The 18,746-nt window shown below is 66.2% G+C and carries 16 protein-coding genes; 6 read left to right on the top strand and 10 right to left on the bottom strand.

From position 1 onward, the window contains the following. Positions 1 to 111: 111 nt before the first annotated feature. Positions 112 to 1,314, bottom strand: coding sequence for an HlyD family secretion protein (locus AC07NY_RS03460; protein ID WP_494581839.1), 1,203 nt, complete (start codon positions 1,312 to 1,314; stop codon positions 112 to 114). 148 nt (positions 1,315 to 1,462) lie between these two features. Here AC07NY_RS03460 and AC07NY_RS03455 point away from each other — a divergent pair, with 148 nt between their 5' ends. Next, on the top strand, positions 1,463 to 2,131 hold the full coding sequence (locus AC07NY_RS03455; RefSeq protein ID WP_492285379.1) for a TetR/AcrR family transcriptional regulator: 669 nt from the start codon (positions 1,463 to 1,465) through the stop codon (positions 2,129 to 2,131). A gap of 3 nt (positions 2,132 to 2,134) precedes the next feature. Here the strand turns inward: AC07NY_RS03455 and AC07NY_RS03450 are convergent, their stop codons facing one another. From AC07NY_RS03450 to AC07NY_RS03440, 3 genes are all read right to left on the bottom strand, one after another. After that, positions 2,135 to 3,067, bottom strand: a complete 933-nt coding sequence (locus AC07NY_RS03450; protein ID WP_492285380.1) for a DMT family transporter — start codon at positions 3,065 to 3,067, stop codon at positions 2,135 to 2,137. 143 nt (positions 3,068 to 3,210) lie between these two features. Next, positions 3,211 to 4,143 carry a DMT family transporter gene (locus AC07NY_RS03445; protein ID WP_494581837.1) on the bottom strand — a complete coding sequence of 311 codons (933 nt, stop codon included), beginning with the start codon at positions 4,141 to 4,143 and terminating at the stop codon, positions 3,211 to 3,213. A 145-nt stretch (positions 4,144 to 4,288) separates the two neighbouring features. Beyond that, positions 4,289 to 5,323, bottom strand: coding sequence for an aspartate-semialdehyde dehydrogenase (locus tag AC07NY_RS03440; protein WP_494581836.1), 1,035 nt, complete (start codon positions 5,321 to 5,323; stop codon positions 4,289 to 4,291). A 583-nt stretch (positions 5,324 to 5,906) separates the two neighbouring features. Between AC07NY_RS03440 and AC07NY_RS03435 the strand changes: the two genes are divergently transcribed. Then, positions 5,907 to 6,881 (top strand): hypothetical protein, encoded by a 975-nt coding sequence (locus AC07NY_RS03435; RefSeq protein ID WP_494581834.1) that lies wholly within the window; start codon positions 5,907 to 5,909, stop codon positions 6,879 to 6,881. Between the two features lie 89 nt (positions 6,882 to 6,970). Next, the gene (locus tag AC07NY_RS03430; protein ID WP_492285384.1) at positions 6,971 to 7,276 is read left to right on the top strand and encodes a hypothetical protein; all 306 of its coding nucleotides are present in this window, start codon (positions 6,971 to 6,973) and stop codon (positions 7,274 to 7,276) included. 188 nt (positions 7,277 to 7,464) lie between these two features. On the opposite strand, the gene AC07NY_RS03425 is transcribed toward AC07NY_RS03430, so the two are convergent. Continuing rightward, positions 7,465 to 9,864, bottom strand: coding sequence for a thiamine pyrophosphate-binding protein (locus tag AC07NY_RS03425; protein WP_494581832.1), 2,400 nt, complete (start codon positions 9,862 to 9,864; stop codon positions 7,465 to 7,467). Positions 9,865 to 10,022: 158 nt separating this feature from the next. Beyond that, on the bottom strand, positions 10,023 to 10,712 hold the full coding sequence (locus AC07NY_RS03420; RefSeq protein WP_494581830.1) for an invasion associated locus B family protein: 690 nt from the start codon (positions 10,710 to 10,712) through the stop codon (positions 10,023 to 10,025). 344 nt (positions 10,713 to 11,056) lie between these two features. Here AC07NY_RS03420 and AC07NY_RS03415 point away from each other — a divergent pair, with 344 nt between their 5' ends. Continuing rightward, positions 11,057 to 12,478, top strand: coding sequence for an amidohydrolase (locus tag AC07NY_RS03415; RefSeq protein WP_494581828.1), 1,422 nt, complete (start codon positions 11,057 to 11,059; stop codon positions 12,476 to 12,478). A gap of 145 nt (positions 12,479 to 12,623) precedes the next feature. Here AC07NY_RS03415 and AC07NY_RS03410 read toward each other — a convergent pair whose 3' ends face one another. Next, positions 12,624 to 12,902 carry a hypothetical protein gene (locus AC07NY_RS03410; protein ID WP_494581827.1) on the bottom strand — a complete coding sequence of 93 codons (279 nt, stop codon included), beginning with the start codon at positions 12,900 to 12,902 and terminating at the stop codon, positions 12,624 to 12,626. Positions 12,903 to 13,179: 277 nt separating this feature from the next. Between AC07NY_RS03410 and AC07NY_RS03405 the strand changes: the two genes are divergently transcribed. Further along, the gene (locus AC07NY_RS03405) at positions 13,180 to 14,289 is read left to right on the top strand and encodes an aminotransferase class I/II-fold pyridoxal phosphate-dependent enzyme (RefSeq protein ID WP_494581825.1); all 1,110 of its coding nucleotides are present in this window, start codon (positions 13,180 to 13,182) and stop codon (positions 14,287 to 14,289) included. A 116-nt stretch (positions 14,290 to 14,405) separates the two neighbouring features. On the opposite strand, the gene AC07NY_RS03400 is transcribed toward AC07NY_RS03405, so the two are convergent. The 3 genes from AC07NY_RS03400 to AC07NY_RS03390 are packed head-to-tail and all read right to left on the bottom strand — an operon-like array spanning position 14,406 to position 17,095. Then, positions 14,406 to 15,359 (bottom strand): Rossmann-fold NAD(P)-binding domain-containing protein, encoded by a 954-nt coding sequence (locus AC07NY_RS03400; protein WP_494581823.1) that lies wholly within the window; start codon positions 15,357 to 15,359, stop codon positions 14,406 to 14,408. After that, positions 15,352 to 15,969, bottom strand: coding sequence for a helix-turn-helix transcriptional regulator (locus AC07NY_RS03395; RefSeq protein ID WP_494581821.1), 618 nt, complete (start codon positions 15,967 to 15,969; stop codon positions 15,352 to 15,354). Before AC07NY_RS03395 ends, AC07NY_RS03400 begins: the two co-directional genes overlap by 8 nt. Positions 15,970 to 15,979: 10 nt before the next feature. Then, complete coding sequence (locus AC07NY_RS03390) at positions 15,980 to 17,095, bottom strand: aminotransferase class I/II-fold pyridoxal phosphate-dependent enzyme (protein ID WP_494581819.1); 1,116 nt, start codon at positions 17,093 to 17,095, stop codon at positions 15,980 to 15,982. A gap of 151 nt (positions 17,096 to 17,246) precedes the next feature. On the opposite strand from AC07NY_RS03390, the gene argH reads away from it, so the two are divergent. Further along, positions 17,247 to 18,665, top strand: coding sequence for an argininosuccinate lyase (gene argH, locus AC07NY_RS03385; protein WP_494581817.1), 1,419 nt, complete (start codon positions 17,247 to 17,249; stop codon positions 18,663 to 18,665). Positions 18,666 to 18,746 lie beyond the last annotated feature (81 nt).

Below are 18,746 nucleotides of genomic sequence, written 5' to 3'. Positions count from 1 at the left end.
GCCCTCACAGCGCCGGGAATCGGTAGCTTCTCGTCTCGCGGTCCCGCATCTGCGCAGCAGCACTTCGTGCCGCAGCGCGTGCGGGATGACCCGCTTCATCAATGCGCTTGATCAGCGCTGGCCTGCCGGTCGCGGATCGATCGAGACCACGACCGACATGCCCGGCCGCAGCACGTGCTTGGCCGTCGCATCCTTGTCGAGCGTGATCCGCACGGGCACGCGCTGGACGATCTTGGTGAAGTTGCCGGTCGCATTGTCGGGCGGCAGCAGCGTGAAGACCGAGCCGGTGCCGCCGGCGATGCCGCTGACCGTGCCGTGGAAGACCTGCCCCGGCAATGCATCGACGGTGATGCTCGCCTTGTCGCCGGTCTTCAGCGGCCCGACCTGTGTTTCCTTGAAATTGGCGTCGACATAGACCTGATCGAGCGGAACGATCGACATCAGGCGCTTGCCGGCGCCAACGAGGTCGCCGATCTGGACATTGGTATTCGCAATGACACCGTCGATCGGCGCCGCGATCTTCATGAAGGAGAGGTCGCGCTCGGCCTTCTGCTCGGCGACCTTCAGCTCGTCGATCTGCCGGGCGGCCTCGATGCGCTGCGCCTCCAGAACCTTGATATTGGCCTGCGCCTGCACGACCCCGGCCTTGGCGCTCGCCACCGCGGCAACGGCCTGATCGCGCCCGGCCGTGGCGGCATCGAGCGTCGCCTGCGAGCCGTAGGACTTGGCGGCAAGGCTGTTGGCACGCTCGAAATCGGCAGCCGTGCGCGTCACTGCGGCTTCGGCCGAATTCTGCTGCGCCTGCGCCTGCAATTGGGCCGCGCGCGCGGCCTCGACCTGGCTGTCGATGCGGGCGAGCGTCGCCTGCGCCGTCGCGGTCTTGGCGCGGGCGCTGTCCAGCGCGATGCGCCAGTCGCCATCATCAAGCGCGACGAGCGGCTGCCCGGCCTTGACCTCCTGGTTCTGTCGCGCCGAGACGGACGCGATATTGGCCGAGAGCTTGGCCGAGACGGTCGCCATCTCGGCGCCGACATAGGCATCGTCGGTCGAGACGATGAAGCGGCCATTGCGCCACCAGTCGATGCCGTACCAGAGCCCGGCCCCTACGACGGCCGCGCCCACGATGAGCAGCGCGCCGCGCTTCAGCGGGCTCTTTCCGGATTTGCCCTTGGCCTCGGTGGCTTCAGACGGCGCACTCTTCGCCTGCGCGTCGCGGGCGGTGGCTGGCTCGGCCGCCGGCTGGGCGGTCTCGGCCTTGGCATCGACCAGCTTCAGCCGGTCACGGCGGTGTTCGGTGGCGGTTTCAGCAGACATTGGGCGTCCTGCATGTCAATTCGAACCAACCGGTTCGATTGCGCTTGAAATAGCGCGGGGCATGATGCATATCAAGTCAAATCGAACCGGTTGGTTCGATTCTTTTTCGCAGCTGCCATGCAGGGCCCGCAGACCGGGCCGGAATGAAATGTCGGAAAGCCCTGAAAGCCCGGTAAAGACGGGTGCCCGCAATCGCCGGATCGCCGGCACCGATCCCGACAAGCGCCGCCAGATCCTGGACGGCGCCTTGCAGGTCTTCACCTCGCGCGGATTCGACGCCGCCAGCATGAGCGACATCGCCGCCGCCGCGAACGTCTCTAAGGGCACGCTCTATGTCTATTTCGAGGACAAGGAGCATCTCTTCGTCGCACTGATCCAGCGCGAGCGCGAGGCCCAGAAGCGCGGCGCGATCGAGGCCCTCAACGAGGATTCCGATCCCGTTCGCGCGCTGACCACCTTCGGCCGCTGCATCGTCAGGATGATCAATGGCGACCTCGCCGTCAGCGCCCATCGCGTGGTGATCGGCGTGGCCGAGCGCATGCCGGACCTCGGCCGCGGCTTCTACGAGAACGGCCCGATGCTGGGCTCCAAGCTGATCGCGGGCTATCTCGACCGCATGGTCGCCGAGGGCAAGCTCGCGATCGACGACACCTATCTCGCCGCCGTCCAGTTCCTCGACCTTTGCCAGTCGACCCTGACCCGCCCGCGCCTGTTCAATGCCGTCCGTACAGCGCCGAGCGACGAGGAGATCGAACGCGTCGTCGGCTCGGCCATGGCGATGTTCATGGCCCGCTACGGCGTGAAGCCGCAGGGCTGAGCCTCAGCCAGCAACCTGCCTGGCGCGGATGCGCTCGCGATGGGCGGTATAGAGCCCGGAAGCGGCGATGACGATCGCTCCGACCCAGGTCCAGATATCCGGCAGGGTCGCGAACAGCAGGAAGCCGAAGAGCGAGGCCCAGAACAGCTGGACATAGGAGAACGGCGCCAGAAGCGAGGCCCCGGCATAGCGGAAGGCCGCGATCACCAGCCAGTGCCCCGCCGTCGAGACCGCGCCGATGAAGAGCCCGACCCAGACGATTTCCCAGGTCGGGGTCACCCAGTGCAATGGCAACAGCGCCGCCATGACCAAGGCCCCGAAGACCGTGGAATAGGTGACGGTCGCGAGCGGGCTCTCCGTCCCGCTCATCATGCGCGTCACGATCAGCGAGAAGGCCCAGCACATGGCCGAGATCGCCGGCAGCAGCGAGGCGAGCTGGAATTCCGCGCCACCCGGCCTGACCACGATCAGCACGCCGGCCAGGCCGACCAGCGTCGCGGCCCAACGCCGCCAGCCGACACGCTCGCCCAGCATCGGAATGGACAGGGCCGTCACGAAGAGCGGCGCGACGAAGCTGGTCGCCGTCGCATCCGCGATCGGCAAGAGCTTCAGCGCCGAGACGAACAGCATCGAGGAGCCGATCACGCCGCAGCCGCGCAGCAGGTGCATGCCAGGCCGCCGGGTCCGAAGCGCGCCCCACTCGCCCTTGATGCCGACGATCGCCAGCAGCATCAGCCCCGAGGTAAAGTAACGCAGCCAGACGATATGAAGCGGCGGCACGCTGGTCGCGAGATACTTCGCTGCCGCATCGCCCGCCGACAGGAACACTGTCGCGAGCAGCATGATGCCGATACCGAGCAGGCCGTTGTCGCGCCGGAGCGAGCCTGCGGGCTTGTCCGTCGTCGGTTCGGATGGGGGAACGACAGGTTGCGGCAAGGGCTTCGGCGCGAATGAGGGCGGTGATGCGGGAAGTCTGCCGGTCACTCTAGTCGTTTCGACCACGCTCCGCTGCGCAAAGAACATGGGTTCTCCATGCGTTGAGGCGGCGAGATGAAACGCGGGGCTGAACGTCGCGCAGCTCAGCCGGCGACCTGCCTGGCGCGGATGCGCTCGCGATGGGCGGTGTAAAGTCCCGAAGCCGCGATGATCGCCGCGCCGACATAGGTCCAGACATCGGGGATCGCCGCGAAGACCAGATAGCCGAAGATCGAGGACCAGAGCAGCTGGGAATAGGCGAAGGGCGCCAGCAGCGAGGCATCCGCATAGCGGAAGGCCTGGATCAGGAAGATATGCCCGATCGTCGAGATCCCGCCGATGAAGAGGCCGATCAGCACCGTCTTGAGATCGAGCGTCTGCCAGTTGAACGGCACGGCCAACGACAGCAGGAGGAAGCCGATTGTGGCTGAATAGGCCAATGTCACCACCGGGATCTCGGTGCGGCTCATCATCCGGGTCACGATCAGTGAAAACGCCCAGAAGAACGACGACCCGAGAACGAAGAGCGACGCGCCATGAAAGCCGTCGCCGCCGGGGCGCACCACGACCAGCACGCCGACCAGACCGACGATCGTGGCAAGCCAGCGCCGCCAGCCGACGATTTCGCCGAGGATGGGAATGGACAGCGCCGTCACGAAGAGCGGCGAGACGAAGGAGGTCGCGGTCGCGTCCGCCATCGGCAGGTCGTGCAGCCCGGCCACGAACAGGATCGAGGAGACCGTCACGCCGAGGGCCCGCAGCACCTGCAGGCCGGGCCGGCTTGTCTTCATCCTGCTGAAACCGCCGGTGAAGCTGATGGTGACGAGCATGATCGCGGCAAAGGTGCCGTAGCGCATCCAGGTGATCTGAAGCGCCGGCAAGGTCGTCGCGAGGTATTTGGAGGCGATGTCGCCGCTGCACATGAAAATCGATGAGAGCAGCAGCAGCGCGATGCCGCGCGCGGAATTGTCGATGCGCAGCGATCTGCCGTCATGCGGAGCGGCGACCGGCGGTTGATCAAGGGGAGCGTTGGGCAAGGGCTAAGGTTCACGCGCAAGGACTGCGCAAGCCTTAGCCTGTTTGCCCGGCATAGCCACACGCAAAGACGGTCGCCCGCCCATGCGCGTGGACATTACGGTGACCCGCCCGGCTTTCGGACAGGGTCGGATAGCGTTGCTGGCCTCAGGCGGCCTGCTTGCGCGGCTGGATCAGCTTGCGGTTGACGAGAACCTCGGCGATCTGCACCGCGTTCAGCGCCGCGCCCTTGCGCAGGTTGTCCGAGACGCACCAGAAGGCGAGGCCGTTCTCGACGGTCGCGTCCTCGCGGATGCGCGAGATATAGGTCGCGTCCTCGCCGGCCGCCTCATGCGGGGTGATGTAGCCACCGGGCTCGTGCTTGTCGATCACCAGGATACCCGGGGCTGCGCGCAGCACCTCGCGCGCCTCGTCGGCGGTGATCGGCTTCTCGCACTCGATGTTCACGCTCTCGGAATGGCCGATGAAGACCGGCACGCGCACGCAGGTCGCGGTCAGCTTGATCTTCTTGTCGAGGATCTTCTTGGTCTCGACCACCATCTTCCACTCTTCCTTGGTGAAGCCGTCCTCCATGAAGACGTCGATATGCGGAATGAGGTTGAAGGAGATGCGCTTCGGAAACTTCTTGGTGGTGACCTCGCCGGCCGAGAACACGGCGCGGGTCTGGTTGAACAATTCGTCCATGCCTTCCTTGCCGGCGCCCGAGACCGACTGATAGGTCGAGACGACGACGCGCTTGACGCCGAACTTGTCGTGCAGCGGCTTCAGCGCGACCACGAGCTGCGCAGTCGAGCAGTTCGGATTGGCGATGATGTTCATCTTGGTGAAGCCGGCAGCGGCGGCGGCATTCACCTCCGGCACGATCAGCGGCACGTCGGGATGCATGCGGAAGGCCGAGGAATTATCGATCACGACGCAGCCCTGCGCGCCGATCTTCGGCGACCAGACCTTCGAGACCTCGCCGCCCGCCGACATCAGGCAGATATCGGTGTCGGAGAAATCGTAATGCTCCAAGGCCTTGCACTTCAGCGTCCTGTCGCCGAACGAAACCTCGGTGCCGACCGAGCGCGAGGAGGCGAGCGCCACGACCTCGCCGACGGGGAAGGCACGCTCGGCGAGAATGTCCAGCATCTCGCGGCCTACATTGCCGGTTGCTCCGACGACTGCGACCTTGAAGCTCATGATGTGATCCTTTGCGGATAAGGCGGTTCGGGTCTCCCTTTGGGGGCCGCCCCGCACCGGTTTCGGGCGGGTTCGGCGATCTCTCCCCGCCGGGGGGAGATGGACCCGGAACCGAGGCGAAGCGTCAGCGCGACAGGCCGGTTTTCCCGGTCGTCGTTTTGGTCGTGAGTTTCGTCGTCGTCAGACGGACAGTCACAGAGCCAATCCCGAAGGGCTGAAAACTTCGCTAGGCGGCGCAACCTTGCACCACGCCTTGTCAGAACACCGGGAACGGCGAAAAGTCAATCTCCTCCTCATAGCCGTGCCGGCTCCGCCCGTTAACCCTGCTCGTTGACCTCCTGTTCACGCTGCTGGCCGATCGGCCGGCGCCGGTAACCCGGCGGCGACTCTCGGCGTCCAGCCTGCCCGCCTGACGATGAATGGCGCGGCCGGCCTTGCGCCGCGCGGGAGTGACGGGTTGCGTTTGCGTTCGGACGAGATGAAGGAGCGATTCCGGTCCCTGTCGCAGCAATTGCGGCGGGGCTTGGCTGTTGCCGGCGCTCGGTGCCGCATCATCTCGACAAGAGTCGCAGCCATCGATCTCGTGCCGGCTCTCATCACCTGTGTCGACCGGATCGAGAGCGCCTTCCGCATCGCCTCCCGTGCCCTTCGCCGCCTCATGCCGCGTAGCGGTCTGGGCCTGCCGGGCGCCCTCGCCTGGCGCATCGCGGCCGCGCTTTGCGGCATCAGCCTGACGGCCGCGCTCGTCACAGCACTGTCCGGGAATGGCGAAGGCCGGTCCCAGTTGGCCAGCCTGGCATCGCCCGTGGCAGCCGCCACCACCCAGACCGCCGTCAATCGCAAGCCGCTCCTCGCTGCCACGGAAGCCGACTGGGTCGCGATCGCCCGCCCGATCGCGATCTTCAATCTGGAAGCCCCCGAATTCGGCCGCGAAGCTCCCGCGATCGAAGCCCGCCGCAGCCGCGACGGCAGCCAGCGCGAGGACCTGCTGAGCTTCGGCGCCTTCGCAGGCTCCGCTCCCCATCTTTCGCTGCGCCTGCAGACGGGCGACGGCATTGCCGCCCATTCCGGCTCCTTCACCGTCGCGCTGGTTCATGCCGCGGCGCTCCGCAGCCTTGCCGTCGAACGCGGCAGCACTCCCGCCGTGATCGAGACCCGCTTCGGCCCGCTCGAAACCGCCGATATCGTCCTCGGCAGCGGTACGGAAACCCGCGCCTGCCTCGCTTTTCGCACAGTCGGGCCCGACGCGCCCTTCGCGATGAGCGGCTGGTGGTGTGCCGGCGCCAAGCCCAGCGACCGCAAGCAACTGACCTGCCTGATCGACCGGCTCGACCTCGCCAATGCCGGCGCCGAGCCCGAATTGCGCGCCGCTTTCGCCCGCAGCGAACTCCAGCGCCAGCCGGGCTGCGCCACGCCGCGCCTCGCGGCGACCGGCCGCAAGGTCTCCTGGTTGGACGCGGATGGCACGATGCCGGCCCTGCGCATGAAGACCGCGACCGCCGAGCCAACACCCGAGCCGCGCCCGCGTCGCATGAAAAAGCCCCGCCGCGAGCGCTAACAAAGTTGTTAACGACGCGGTGCTAGTCTTTGCACCGGTTTTTGGATGCTTACATCGAGCGGATCGATCCGCTCCCGGAGATTGCCGTCATGATGTCGTTCAAGCGCGCTGCCGCCATCCTCGCAGTCACTGCTGCGGCCTCGACGGTGATGGTCAGCATCGCCGAAGCACAGAACCGCCGCGGCCCGCTGCGCGTCACCGTCCAGAAGCGCAGCTATCTCGATCCCGGCAATGTCGTGCCGGTCGGCTCGCTGAACCGTTACGCCAGCCAGCACATGTCGGCCTCGCCGGTCTATGCCAGCACGGGCGAGCTTTATGGCGAGGGCACCCTGCCCGGCCGCATCGGCGCGGGCGTGAACCCGTTCGCGAATACGTTTTCGACGCCGCGGTTCTGAAGGGCGCTTTCTCACAGGCGCCTATCGTGAAGGGCGCTTGTCATCCCGTGCGCTGCAGCGTGAAACGCTGCTGCGCAGACACGGGACCGTCCTCAGGAAAAGGCGCCTTCTCGTTATGCGGTCCCGTGTCTGCGCAGCGGCATTGCATGCCGCAGCGCGCACGGGATGACACCCTTCATTGAAGCGCCCTACTCCGGCAGCGCCCGGAGATAACGCACCGGCCGCCCCGGCGCCGCCGCATTCGCCGCATGCACGATCGCGTTCGCGTCGATGCCGAAATGGCGGTAGAGATCGGCGACCGTGCCGGTCTGGCCGAAATGCTCGACGCCGAGCGCCTTCTGCTTGTGGCCATGGACGCTGCCGAGCCAGGCCAGCGTCGCCGGATGCCCGTCCAGCACCGAGACGATCCCGCAATCGCGCGAGAGTTCGCCGAGCAGCCGCTCGACATGGCTCGTCGCCTCGTGATTGCCGCGCTGGCGCGCCCGCTCCGCCGCCTGCCAGCCGGCATTGAGCCGGTCCGCCGAGGTGATCGCAAGCAGGCCGACATCGCGCCGGTCCTCGGACAAGAGCCCGACCGCCTCGATCGCCTCCGGCGCCACCGCGCCGGTATAGGCGATGACCACGGAAGCATTCGGGCCGGGTTTCCTGAGCCAATAGGCACCGTCGATGATGGCGCGCTCCAGCTCCGGCGTCATCCCCCGGCTCGGCTGCTCGACCTGCCGGGTCGAGAGGCGCAAGTAAACGGAGCCGCCGGTCTCGTCGCGCAGCCAGGTGCGCTCGTCGGGATCGCCCTCGCCGTCGCGCTGCATGTAGTCGAAGGACCAGCGCATCATCACGGAAAGCTCGTCGACGAAGGCCGGCTCGAAGGAGCAGAGCCCGTCCTGGCTCATGCCGATCAAGGGCGTCGCGATCGACTGGTGCGCGCCGCCCTCCGGCGCCAGCGTCACGCCCGACGGCGTCGCCACCACCATGAAGCGCGCATCCTGGTAGCAGGCATAGTTCAGCGCATCGAGCCCGCGTGAGATGAAGGGATCGTAGAGCGTGCCGATCGGGATCAGCCGCTCGCCGAAGATCGAATGCGACAGGCCGAGCGCCGAGAGATTGATGAACAGGTTCATCTCGGCGATGCCGAGCTCGACATGCTGGCCCTTCGGCGAGAATTCCCATTTCTGCATCGAGGGAATGCGTTCGTCCTTGAAGGTGTCGGCCATCGACGCCTTGGCGAAGAGCCCGCGCCGGTTCACCCAGGGTCCGAGATTGGTCGAGACGGTGACGTCCGGGGCCGTCGTCACGATCCGGTCGGCCAGCGGCCCGCCCGTCTTGGCGAGATCGTCCAGCACCTTGCCGAAGCCCATCTGGGTCGACATCGAGGGCTGGATGCCGGCCTCCAGCTTGTCCGGAACCGGCAGCTTCGGAGCCGAGAAGCGTCGCCGCCCCTGCGAGAAGAACGGCACGGTGTCGAGGAAGGCCCTCATTTCGCTCTCGGACGGGCCAAGGCCCTCGAACAGGTCCCATTCATGGCCGGGGCGGATGTTGTTGGCCTTGCGGAAGCCGTCGAGCTGCTCCTTGGTCATGAGCCCGGCATGGTTGTCCTTGTGCCCGGCGATGGGCAGGCCGAAGCCCTTCACCGTATAGGCGAGGAAGCAGACCGGCCGGTCATGATCGATCGCCTCGAAGGCTTCGAGGATCGACGGCAGGTCATGGCCGCCGAGATTGCACATCAGCTTGGAGAGCTCGGCGTCGGAGCGCTTCTCGATCAGCGTGGTGACCGGCCCCTGATCGCCGAGATCGTCCATCAGGCGCTTGCGCCAGGCCGCGCCGCCCTGGAAGGTCAGCGCCGAATAGAGCTGGTTCGGGCAGGAATCGATCCAGGCCTTCAGCCGCTCGCCGCCCTTCTCCTTGAAGGCCGCCTGCTGGAGCGAGCCGTATTTCAGCGTGACGACGTCCCAGCCGAAATTGCGGAACATCGTCTCGAACCGGTCGTAGAGCCCCTCGCGGATCACCGCGTCGAGCGACTGGCGGTTATAGTCGATGATCCACCAGGTATTGCGCAGGCCGTGCTTCCAGCCCTCCATCAGGGCCTCGAAGATATTGCCCTCGTCGAGCTCGGCATCGCCGATCAGCGAGACCATGCGGCCTTCCGGCCGGTCCTTCGCCCAGCCATGCGCCTTCACGTAATCCTGCGTCAGCGAGGAGAACAAAGTCTGCGCGACACCGAGGCCGACCGAGCCCGTCGAGAAATCGACATCGTCGATATCCTTGGTGCGCGAGGGGTAGCTTTGCGCACCCTTGTAGCCACGGAAATTCTCGAGCTTCTCGCGCGTCTGCAGGCCCATCAGGTAGTTGATGGCATGGAAGATCGGCGAAGCATGCGGCTTTACAGCCACCCGGTCCTGCGGCTTCAGCGCCGCCATGTAGAGCGCCGTCATGATCGTGGCGAGCGAGGCCGAGGAGGCCTGGTGCCCGCCGACCTTCATCCCGTCATCGCTCTGGCGGATATGGTTGGCGTTGTGGATCGTCCACGAAGCCAGCCAGAGGATCTTCTTCTCCAGCTCGGCGAGAAACGGCAGGCGCGGATCTGTTGTCATGAAATTGGCCCGAACTCCCAGTGCCGCCGATCATGCACGGAAGCACTGGCAGAACGAGCCAAATTTCTATGTCGCTCCGGCCGGCTTTGGTGGTTTCCGCTACGGTCACGCGGCCGAGCGAGGAAAACCACCAATCAGACAGCCGGTCCGATTGCCGGCTACTTGTCGATCTGCGCGATGCGGTCGAGCGCCGCGCCGAAACCGCCCAGCGAGACGTTGAACGAGACCGGCTCGTTGTTCGACAGGTTCAGCGCCGCGACCGTCAATGCCTTGCCGGCCTTCATCGCATCGGTCGCAACCGTCGGGAACGAGATCGGCAGCAGGCAGCCCTGCGCCAGGCAGGTCGAGAAGCGCAGGCCCTGGCCGAGGTCCTTGTCATCGAGCCTGAGCACCGCGCCGTTCTCCAGCTTCATCCCGTGCGGGAACAGGATCGTGCCCTCTGCCCGCCCGTCCTTCGGCGCGCGCAATTCGATGGCGAAGACGCGCTGGCCGGTCTGGCTGTTGCCCTGCGACTGCAAGAGCACGCAGAGCCGCTGCCGCTCGACGATCCGGCAATCGACGGTCCAGTCGCCATAGGTCTCGTTGATCGCGGTGGCGCCGTTCGGCAGCGTCGCAGCCTGTGCGGCAGGCTGGCTGACGCTCGGCGCAACCGGAGAGGCCGGCGCCTGCGCGACGGGCTGGGCCGGCTTGGGCGCAGGCTTCGGCGCCGGACGGGGCGCGGGGCGCTGCGGCGCGGCGGGAGCCGGCTGTGCCGCCGGCTCTTCCTGGGCCCGCAGTGTGGGCGACGCAAAGGAGCCGAGCGCGAGAACGACGGCGAGGGAGGCGATCCGGAAGGAATGGTGTTTCATGTCAGCGCTGTCTTATGAAGATGTGGCTCGCCCTATCGCAGAAACCACACCCGAGAGAAAGCGCGAAAACGTAACCTGGCCGAAATAGATGAGTTGGACGAACGAATGCTCGGCGGCCTCGACAATAGAATGATTTCAAACTGAAAGTATTCGACCCAGCGGACTGATACTTCGAGCGCGGAACGCGAAGGCCGATCTTGCGACGACAAATCTCTAGGAGATCACCCGCCTCTGCCGCCAACGCAGGCGAACCCTGCTGCCAGCCCGCTTGTGAGCCGCACGCGCAACATGCCAGAAACCGGCACGGAATCGGGCCGCACGACCCGAGCAGGAGGAACCTACCCATGAGCAACAGCAAGGATGTCTGGCGTCGGGTCGACGACAAGGCCCCGGCCTATTTCGGGCTCTCTGACCGCATCTGGCACATGCCCGAGCTGAACTATCAGGAGGTCCGCTCGGCCGCCGAGCACGGTGCCATGCTGGAGAGCGAAGGTTTTCGCGTCACCACCGGCATCGCCGGCATCCCGACCGCGGTCATCGGCGAAGCCGGTGAAGGCGGCCCGGTCATTGCGATCATGGGCGAGTTCGATGCCTTGCCGGGCCTGAGCCAGGAGGCCGGCAACGCGACCGAGACCCCGGTCGAAAAGGGCGGCAACGGCCATGGCTGCGGCCACAACATGCTGGGCTCCGCCTCGCTGCTCGCCGCCGCCGCGGTGAAGGACTATCTCGCCGCCAACGGGCTCAAGGGCCGCGTGCGCTACTATGGTTGCCCGGCGGAAGAAGGCGGCTCGGCCAAGGGCTTCATGGTGCGGGCCGGCGCCTTCGACGATGTCGATATCGCCCTGTGCTGGCACCCCGCCTCGTTCAACGGCGTCAACCGCGCCTTCTCGCTCGCCTGCGTCGAGATCGAGTTCACCTTCTCCGGCCGCGCCTCTCATGCTGCCGCGGCTCCGCATCTCGGCCGCTCGGCGCTCGATGCGGTCGAGCTGATGCATATCGGCGTCAACTACATGCGCGAGCACATGCCTTCGACGGCGCGCGTGCATTACGCGATCATCAATGCCGGCGGTATCGCCCCCAATGTCGTGCAGGCCACAGCAACGACCCGCCAGCTCATCCGCGCCGCCACGCTCTCCGAAATGTGGGAGCTCGTCGCCCGCGTGAAGAAGATCGCCGAGGGCGCTGCCCTGATGAGCGAGACCACCGTCGCGATCAAGCAGCTCTCGGGCGATGCCAATCTCGTCGGTAACCGCCCGCTGGAAGAGACGATGCAGGCCAATCTGCTGGCGCTGGGCGGCCCCGGCTTCGACGCGGCCGACCATGCCTTCGCCGCCAAGTTCCAGAAGACGCTGAGCCCGCAGGACATCGCCGCCGCCTATGGCCGCTTCGACCTGAAGCCGAAGGAGGGCGAGGCGCTGAGCGACGAGATCTATCCGCTGGGCGCCGGCAACGACACCTCGGTCGGCTCGACCGATGTCGGCACGGTGAGCTGGGTCGTCCCGACCGTGCAGTGCCGCACCGCCTGCTACGCGATCGGCACGCCCGGCCATTCCTGGCAGCTCGTCGCGCAGGGTCTCGCGCCGGCGGCCCATAAGGGCCTGGCGCTCGCGGCAAAGGCCATGGCCGGCGTCGCCACGGACGTGCTGAACGACCCTGCCCTGCTCAAGGCAGCTAAGGACGAGTTCGCGGCCTTCCGCGCCAAGAACCCCTTCGCCAATCCGATCACGGACGATGTCGAGCCCCCGCTCGACATGGCCGCGCATTGAGCGGGCTAAGCTAAGTCACACGACACGCGTCATCCCGGACGCAGCGAAGCGGAGATCCGGGATCCATCGTAGAGCACAGCGCCCCTCGATGGATCCCGGGGCAAGCCCGGGATGACGAGGTGTTTCCGTGGAAAATCGGCCGGCGCTAGCCGCCCTTCGGCCCGGACAACTCGACACGGATCGTCGGCCGGGTCGCCTTGAACTCGGCCACCGCAGCCGAAGTCAGGTCCGACACTGAGTCGGAGGCATTCGACATCAGGCGCAGGATGATCCGTCCCAGCCGGTCGCGGGCCTCGGACTCCAGCTCGCTATCGAGCCTGTCGTCATGCCCGATCGCGGCCCAGGCCCTGGCCTGAACGGCTTCTGCGACGAGCAGTTCCTGGGAGTTCAGGACACCGGGAAAGCGGAAATTCGAGGTAGGCATCGGCGATTCAAACATGGCTGGCCAACGGATATAGGGCGGCGTCGGTTCCCGGCAAGGCGGAGAGAAAATCCGCAGCCAGATAGGTCACCCTTCACTTTCGAAATTCCGTGTGACGAGCGCGCTACGAAACCGGGCGCAGACGCAGAATAAACACAAAATCTAAATTGGACTTGTTGTCCAAATTTGCCTTGACCCGTTCCTTCCCCGCCTGCACAGATGGCCGGCACAGCCTTGCCGCCCCGGCGGCAGGCGACAGGCCGCAAGGCGGGAGGCTCGCGTGAAGTTCGACATTTTCCAGATGGAGCGGAACCAGACGCTCTTCGAGAACGACGTCGAGATCAACCTGACCGAGAGCGGCGTCCATCCCTGGTCGATCGAAGATATTCTGGGCGGCGAGGCCGCGCGCGACCTGCTGAAGCAGCCGCTCGGCTATGGCTGGACCGATGGCCGGCCGGACCTGCGCACCAACATCGCCTCCTGGTATCCCGGCGCCACCGCAGCCAACGTGCTCGTCACCAACGGCTCCTCCGAGGCGACGATGATCGCCCTGATGGCGCTGTTCGAGCCCGGCGACGCGCTGGTCTTCGCCCTGCCGAACTTCATGCAGATCGACGGGCTCGGCCGCGCGCTCGGCTTCGACATCCGCCGGCTCGAATTGTCGGGCGACACCGACTGGCAGATCGATCCCACCGGCCTCGCCAAGGTCGCGGCCGGCGCCAAGGCGATCGCCGTCACCAACCCCGCCAACCCCACCGGCAGCGTGCTCTCGGCCGCAAGCCGCGCCGCCCTCGTCGAGGCCGCCCGGCGCAACGACGCCTGGCTGATGGTCGACGAGATCTATCGCGGCGGCGAGATCGACGGTGGCGAGACCGAAACCCTCTGGGGCAGCTATCCCAAGGTCGTCGTCACCTCGAGCCTGTCGAAATCCTTCGCCTGCCCGGGGCTGCGCCTCGGCTGGATCGTCGCGCCGGCCGAAGTCGTGACGTCGGCGGCCGAGCGGCAGGACTACACCACGATCGGCAGCGGCATCCTCAGCCAGATCCTTGCCGAGGAAGTGATGCGCCCGGAGACGCGCGGACGCCTGCTCGCGCACGGCCGCGATTTGCTGCGCAGCAACGCCGATCTCGTGGCGCAATGGATGGCGCAGCACAATGACTGGTCCTGGCGGCGCCCGCAGGCCGGCGGCATGGCCTTCCTGCGCTATCCGCTCGCCATGCCCTCGGAGGTCTTCTCGCAGAAGCTGCGCGAGGAGGAGAGCGTCTTCGTCGTTGCCGGCAGCTGGTTCGGCATCGAGAACCACATCCGCATCGGCATCGGCGTCCCGACCGAAGTGCTGCGGGACGGGCTGGCGCGGATGGATCGCTTTCTCGCGCGGCACAAGGGCTGACGACGGCCCAGCCGTCATGCCCGGGCTTGATCCGGGCATCTCCTGCCGAAGGAGGCTCCCGCGCCTCGCTTTCCCGAGATTCTCGGGTCAAGCCCGAGAATGACGCCCAGTCCCGTTCAGCGCCCGATCCCGTCCAGCACCACCCGCGCGATCGCGATGTCCTGCACCGCGATCCCCGTGAGGTCGGCGATGGTGATGTCGTCGTCCGAATGCCGCGCCGGCACGTCGCCGGCGAGCACGGCCCCCAGCTCGACGCAATCGCCCGCATCGATCAGCCCGACTGAAGCGGCAGCGGCGAATTCGCCATGGTCGAGGCTCTGCTCCAGCGAATCCGCGATCCGCGTATCGGCAAGCGCGACCAGAGCGCTGTCCAGCTCCTGCTTGCCCGGTGCATCGGCACCGAGCGCAGTGATATGCGTGCCCGGCCTGATCCAGTCGTCGCGGATGATCGGCGCAGCGGCCGGCGTCACCGTGATCAACGCGTCGGATTGAGCGCAAAGCGCCTCCAGTTCCGCGACCGGTTCGATCGTGATGCCCTCCCCTTCGAGATCACGCCGCAAGGCCTCCAGCTTCTCGGGCGAGCGCGCCCAGACCGCAAAGCGCGGCTCGCGATCGCGCAGCAGATGCGCGGCGGCGCGGATCTGGAACCGCGCCTGCGTACCGGCGCCGACGATCCCGATCCGGCGCGCATCGGCCCGCATTCCCGCCCGCGTCGCGATGGCGCCGGCCAGTGCGGTCCTGAGATCGGTGAGCCAACCCTCGTCGCGCAGCATCGCGACGACGGCGCCGGTCTCGGCCGAGAGCGCGATCATCATGCCGCTCGTCGTCGGCAGCCCCTTGGCGGGATTGTCATAGAACCCCGTCGCGATCTTCACGACGAAGATCGGATCGCCGGCGATATGGCCGAACTTGATATGGCAGTCGCCATTATGCGCGGGAAAACCGAGATAGCCGACCGGCGGCATCTGCACCTGCCCCGCTGCGGCCGCCTTGAACCCCTCCTCCAGCGCGATGAAGGCCCGGTCGAGATCGACGGCGGCCTGGATCTCCGCACGCGACAGGTCAAGCATCCGGGGTCTCGTTGGCCTGGTTGAGGTAGTTGTAGACGGTCGCGCGGGCGAGTCCGAGGATGCGCGAGATATAGGCGGCGGCATTGCGTCCGCCGAAGGCGCCGTTGGCGGCAAGGTCCGCCACCAGTTCGCGCTTCTCGGCCCGGCTGAGGCTAGTCACGCCAAGGCCGCGGCTTTGCGTCCATTGCTGCACGAACTCGTTGATGCGCTCGTGCCAGTCTTCCTTGAACAAAGCCTGCGGCTTCTCGACGCCGGCCGGCACGGTCGCCAGGGCGGAGAGCGTCTGCATCAGCGCATGGAACTGCGAAACATCGACATTGATGCAGAGCACACCGATAGCCTTCGCCCCGACTGAGAGCACGATGCTGATCGATTTCAGCCGCCGCCCGTCCCAGTTCACCTTTTCATAGGGCCCGATGATCGTCTCGTCGGGATCGAAGCCGATCTCGTCGAGCAAAGACGGCTCGCCGAGCACGCGCTGCGAGAAATTCCCGGCGATATGCACGACGCTCTGCGTGCCGAGATCATGCAGAACGACCTCGGCATGCGGCCGGAACAGCAAGGCCACCGCATCGCAGACAGGCAGATAAGGGGCGAGTTCCGGCGTCATGCGCAAACCGTCAGCGCGGCTGCGACTTGAGATAGTCGCTCAAGCGCTCCAGACCCGCAGAGAGATGGTCGCCGGGCGCGCCGATGCCGATGCGGATATAGCCGTCCATCCCATAGACGTCGCCCGGCAGCAGCATGATCCCGCGCTCCTCGCGCAAGCGGTGCACGAGCTCCGTCGAGTTCATCGAGTGGCTGTACTTGATGAAGGCCATGCCACCGGCCTTGGGCGGCACGAAGGAGAAGAACTCGTCATTCGCCCTCACCCAGTTCGCCAACAGCGCGAGGTTCTCCCGCAGGATGGTCTTGCTCCGCTGCAGGATTTCGGCGCGCTTCGCCGGCTGGATGACGATGCGGGCGATATGCTCGCTCAGCGCGCTCGTGGTGATCGAGGTGTAGTCCTTGTTCTGCCAGGCCGTGTAGATGTCCTTGGCGGGTCCGACCAGCCAGCCGATGCGCAGGCCGGGCAGCGCCATCGCCTTGGAGAGCCCGCTGGTGATGATCGCCTTCTCGTAGAGATCGGCGAAGCTCGGCGGCTCGTCGGTTTCCAGCTCCGCGCCCTTGTAGACCTCGTCGGCATGAAGATAGCAGCCCTGCGCCCGAGCGATCTCGACCAGCGCGTCCATCGTCTCGCGCGAAAGCAGGCTGCCCGTCGGGTTGTTCGGGTTGCAGATCGTCATCAGCTTGGTGCGCGGCGTGATCGCCTGGCGGACCTCGTCGAGATCGGGCGTCCAGCCCAGTTCCTCGCGCAGCTTCACTTCCTTGACGGTCGCGCCGATCGCCCGCGCCCAGCCCCAGATCTGGAGATAGTTCGGCACGAAGACGACGATCTCGTCGCCCGGTTCGATCAGCGACATCACCATCAGGAAGTTGGCTTCGGCCGAGCCGTTGGTGACGATCACCTCGTCCGAGGTCCGGTTGCGATAGAGCTTGGCGATATCCTCGCGCAATTCGACCGCGCCATTGGTCCAGCCATAACCGAGCTCGACCTCCATCAGCTTGGCGCGCTGCTCCGCGCTGAGCAGTTCGTTCAGCGAATAGGGATGGACGCCGCTGTCGGAGAGATTGAACTCGACGGTGTTCTCGTAGAGCGACTGAATCCGCTCCAGTGTGAATTCTTCGATCTTCATGCTGCCCATCCCGCGGCGGCCGATCCACCGCATCTCCTCGCGAGTATGATGGGCATGATTTGGACGTCAAGGTCGATTTTGGAATTTACAGTCCAAATCGCGATTGCTATCCCTTGGCGATCCCGTCGCAGCCGCTCCCGGAGAGCCCATCATGTCCGACCAGAACCCCGGTGCCAACAAGATGTGGGGCGGCCGCTTCACCACTGCGCCGGCCGATGTGATGCGCAGGATCAATCCCTCGATCGGCTTCGATTACCGGCTCTACCGGCAGGACATCGCGGCGTCCAAGACCCATGCCGCGATGCTCGCCCGCCAGGGGATCATCGCGAGCGCCGACAACGAGCGCATCCAGGCCGGGCTCGATCAGATCCGCGGCGAGATCGACCGCGGCGAACTCCAGTTCAGCATCGATCTCGAGGACATCCACATGAATGTGGAATCGCGCCTCAAGGAGATCATCGGCGAGCCGGCCGGGCGCCTCCACACCGCCCGCAGCCGCAACGACCAGGCCGTCACCGATGTCCGCCTCTGGATGCGCGACGCGATCGACGAGCTCGACGGCATCATCCGTGAGTTGCAGCAGGCTCTGATCGAGCGCGCGAGCGAGCATGCCGACACGATCATGCCGGGCTTTACCCATATGCAGGTTGCCCAGCCCGTGACCTTCGGCCACCACCTGATGGCCTATGTCGAGATGTTCGGCCGCGACCGCGAGCGGCTGGCCGGCGCGCGCCTGCGCACCAATGTCTCGCCGCTCGGCGCCGCCGCGCTCGCCGGCACCGCCTTCCCGATCGACCGGCAGTTCACGGCCGCTGAGCTCGGCTTTGCCCGGCCGACCGAAAACTCGATGGATTCGGTCGGCGCGCGCGACCATATCTGCGAGCTCCTGTTCTGCTGCGCGATGCTCGCCGTGCATCTCTCGCGCCTCAACGAGGAGATCACGCTCTGGTGCAGCGACGGTTTCCGCTTCATCGCGCTGTCGGACGCCTTCACCACCGGCTCCTCGATCATGCCGCAGAAGCGCAATCCCGACGCGGCCGAGCTGGTGCGCGGCAAGACAGGCCGCGTCGTCGGCTCGCTCACCGCCATGCTGGTGATGGTCAAAGGCCTGCCGATGACCTTCATGAAAGACATGCAGGAGGACAAGGAGCCGATGTTCGACGCGCTGGAAACGGTCGGGCTCTGCGTCGCCGCCACTACCGGCATGGTCCGCGACCTCACGGTGCGGCCCGAGGGCATGCGCGTCTTCCTGGACCGCGGCTTCCCGACCGCGACCGACCTCGCCGACTGGCTGGTGCGTGAGGCCGGCATTCCCTTCCGCGACGCCCATCACATCACCGCCCGCGTCGTCGCCTTGGCCGAGGCCAAGGGCTGCACCTTGCAGGCGCTCGATCTCGACGCGATGCGCTCGGTCGATACTCGGATCAGCGCGGCAGTATTCGAGGTGCTGGCACCGGAGCACTCCGTCCGCAGCCGCCGCAGTTATGGTGGCACGGCGCCCGATACGGTTCGCGAGGCGATCGAGCGTGCGAAGCAGCGCTGGCTGACCGACAAACCGATCCAGGCTTAATTGTCATTCCGGGGCTTCGCGCAGCGAAGAACCCGGAACCCACGACTGGGCGAGCAGCCAGTAGCCGTGCATAGGATGTCT

It is taken from the genome of Allobosea sp. GW821-FHT09G06 (assembly GCF_059416005.1).
The sequence above is the reverse complement of the archived record's forward strand: the minus strand, read 5'-3'. Positions and strand labels throughout refer to the sequence as shown.

Coding starts and splice junctions, on each gene's coding strand:
- AC07NY_RS03460 (WP_494581839.1), bottom strand. CDS start 1,314: ATGTCTGCTGAAACCGCCACCGAACACCGCCGTGACCGGCTGAAGCTG.
- AC07NY_RS03430 (WP_492285384.1), top strand. CDS start 6,971: ATGATGTCGTTCAAGCGCGCTGCCGCCATCCTCGCAGTCACTGCTGCG.
- AC07NY_RS03410 (WP_494581827.1), bottom strand. CDS start 12,902: ATGCCTACCTCGAATTTCCGCTTTCCCGGTGTCCTGAACTCCCAGGAA.
- AC07NY_RS03400 (WP_494581823.1), bottom strand. CDS start 15,359: ATGCTTGACCTGTCGCGTGCGGAGATCCAGGCCGCCGTCGATCTCGAC.
- AC07NY_RS03390 (WP_494581819.1), bottom strand. CDS start 17,095: ATGAAGATCGAAGAATTCACACTGGAGCGGATTCAGTCGCTCTACGAG.
- AC07NY_RS03440 (WP_494581836.1), bottom strand. CDS start 5,323: ATGAGCTTCAAGGTCGCAGTCGTCGGAGCAACCGGCAATGTAGGCCGC.
- AC07NY_RS03425 (WP_494581832.1), bottom strand. CDS start 9,864: ATGACAACAGATCCGCGCCTGCCGTTTCTCGCCGAGCTGGAGAAGAAG.
- AC07NY_RS03420 (WP_494581830.1), bottom strand. CDS start 10,712: ATGAAACACCATTCCTTCCGGATCGCCTCCCTCGCCGTCGTTCTCGCG.
- AC07NY_RS03455 (WP_492285379.1), top strand. CDS start 1,463: ATGTCGGAAAGCCCTGAAAGCCCGGTAAAGACGGGTGCCCGCAATCGC.
- argH (WP_494581817.1), top strand. CDS start 17,247: ATGTCCGACCAGAACCCCGGTGCCAACAAGATGTGGGGCGGCCGCTTC.
- AC07NY_RS03395 (WP_494581821.1), bottom strand. CDS start 15,969: ATGACGCCGGAACTCGCCCCTTATCTGCCTGTCTGCGATGCGGTGGCC.
- AC07NY_RS03415 (WP_494581828.1), top strand. CDS start 11,057: ATGAGCAACAGCAAGGATGTCTGGCGTCGGGTCGACGACAAGGCCCCG.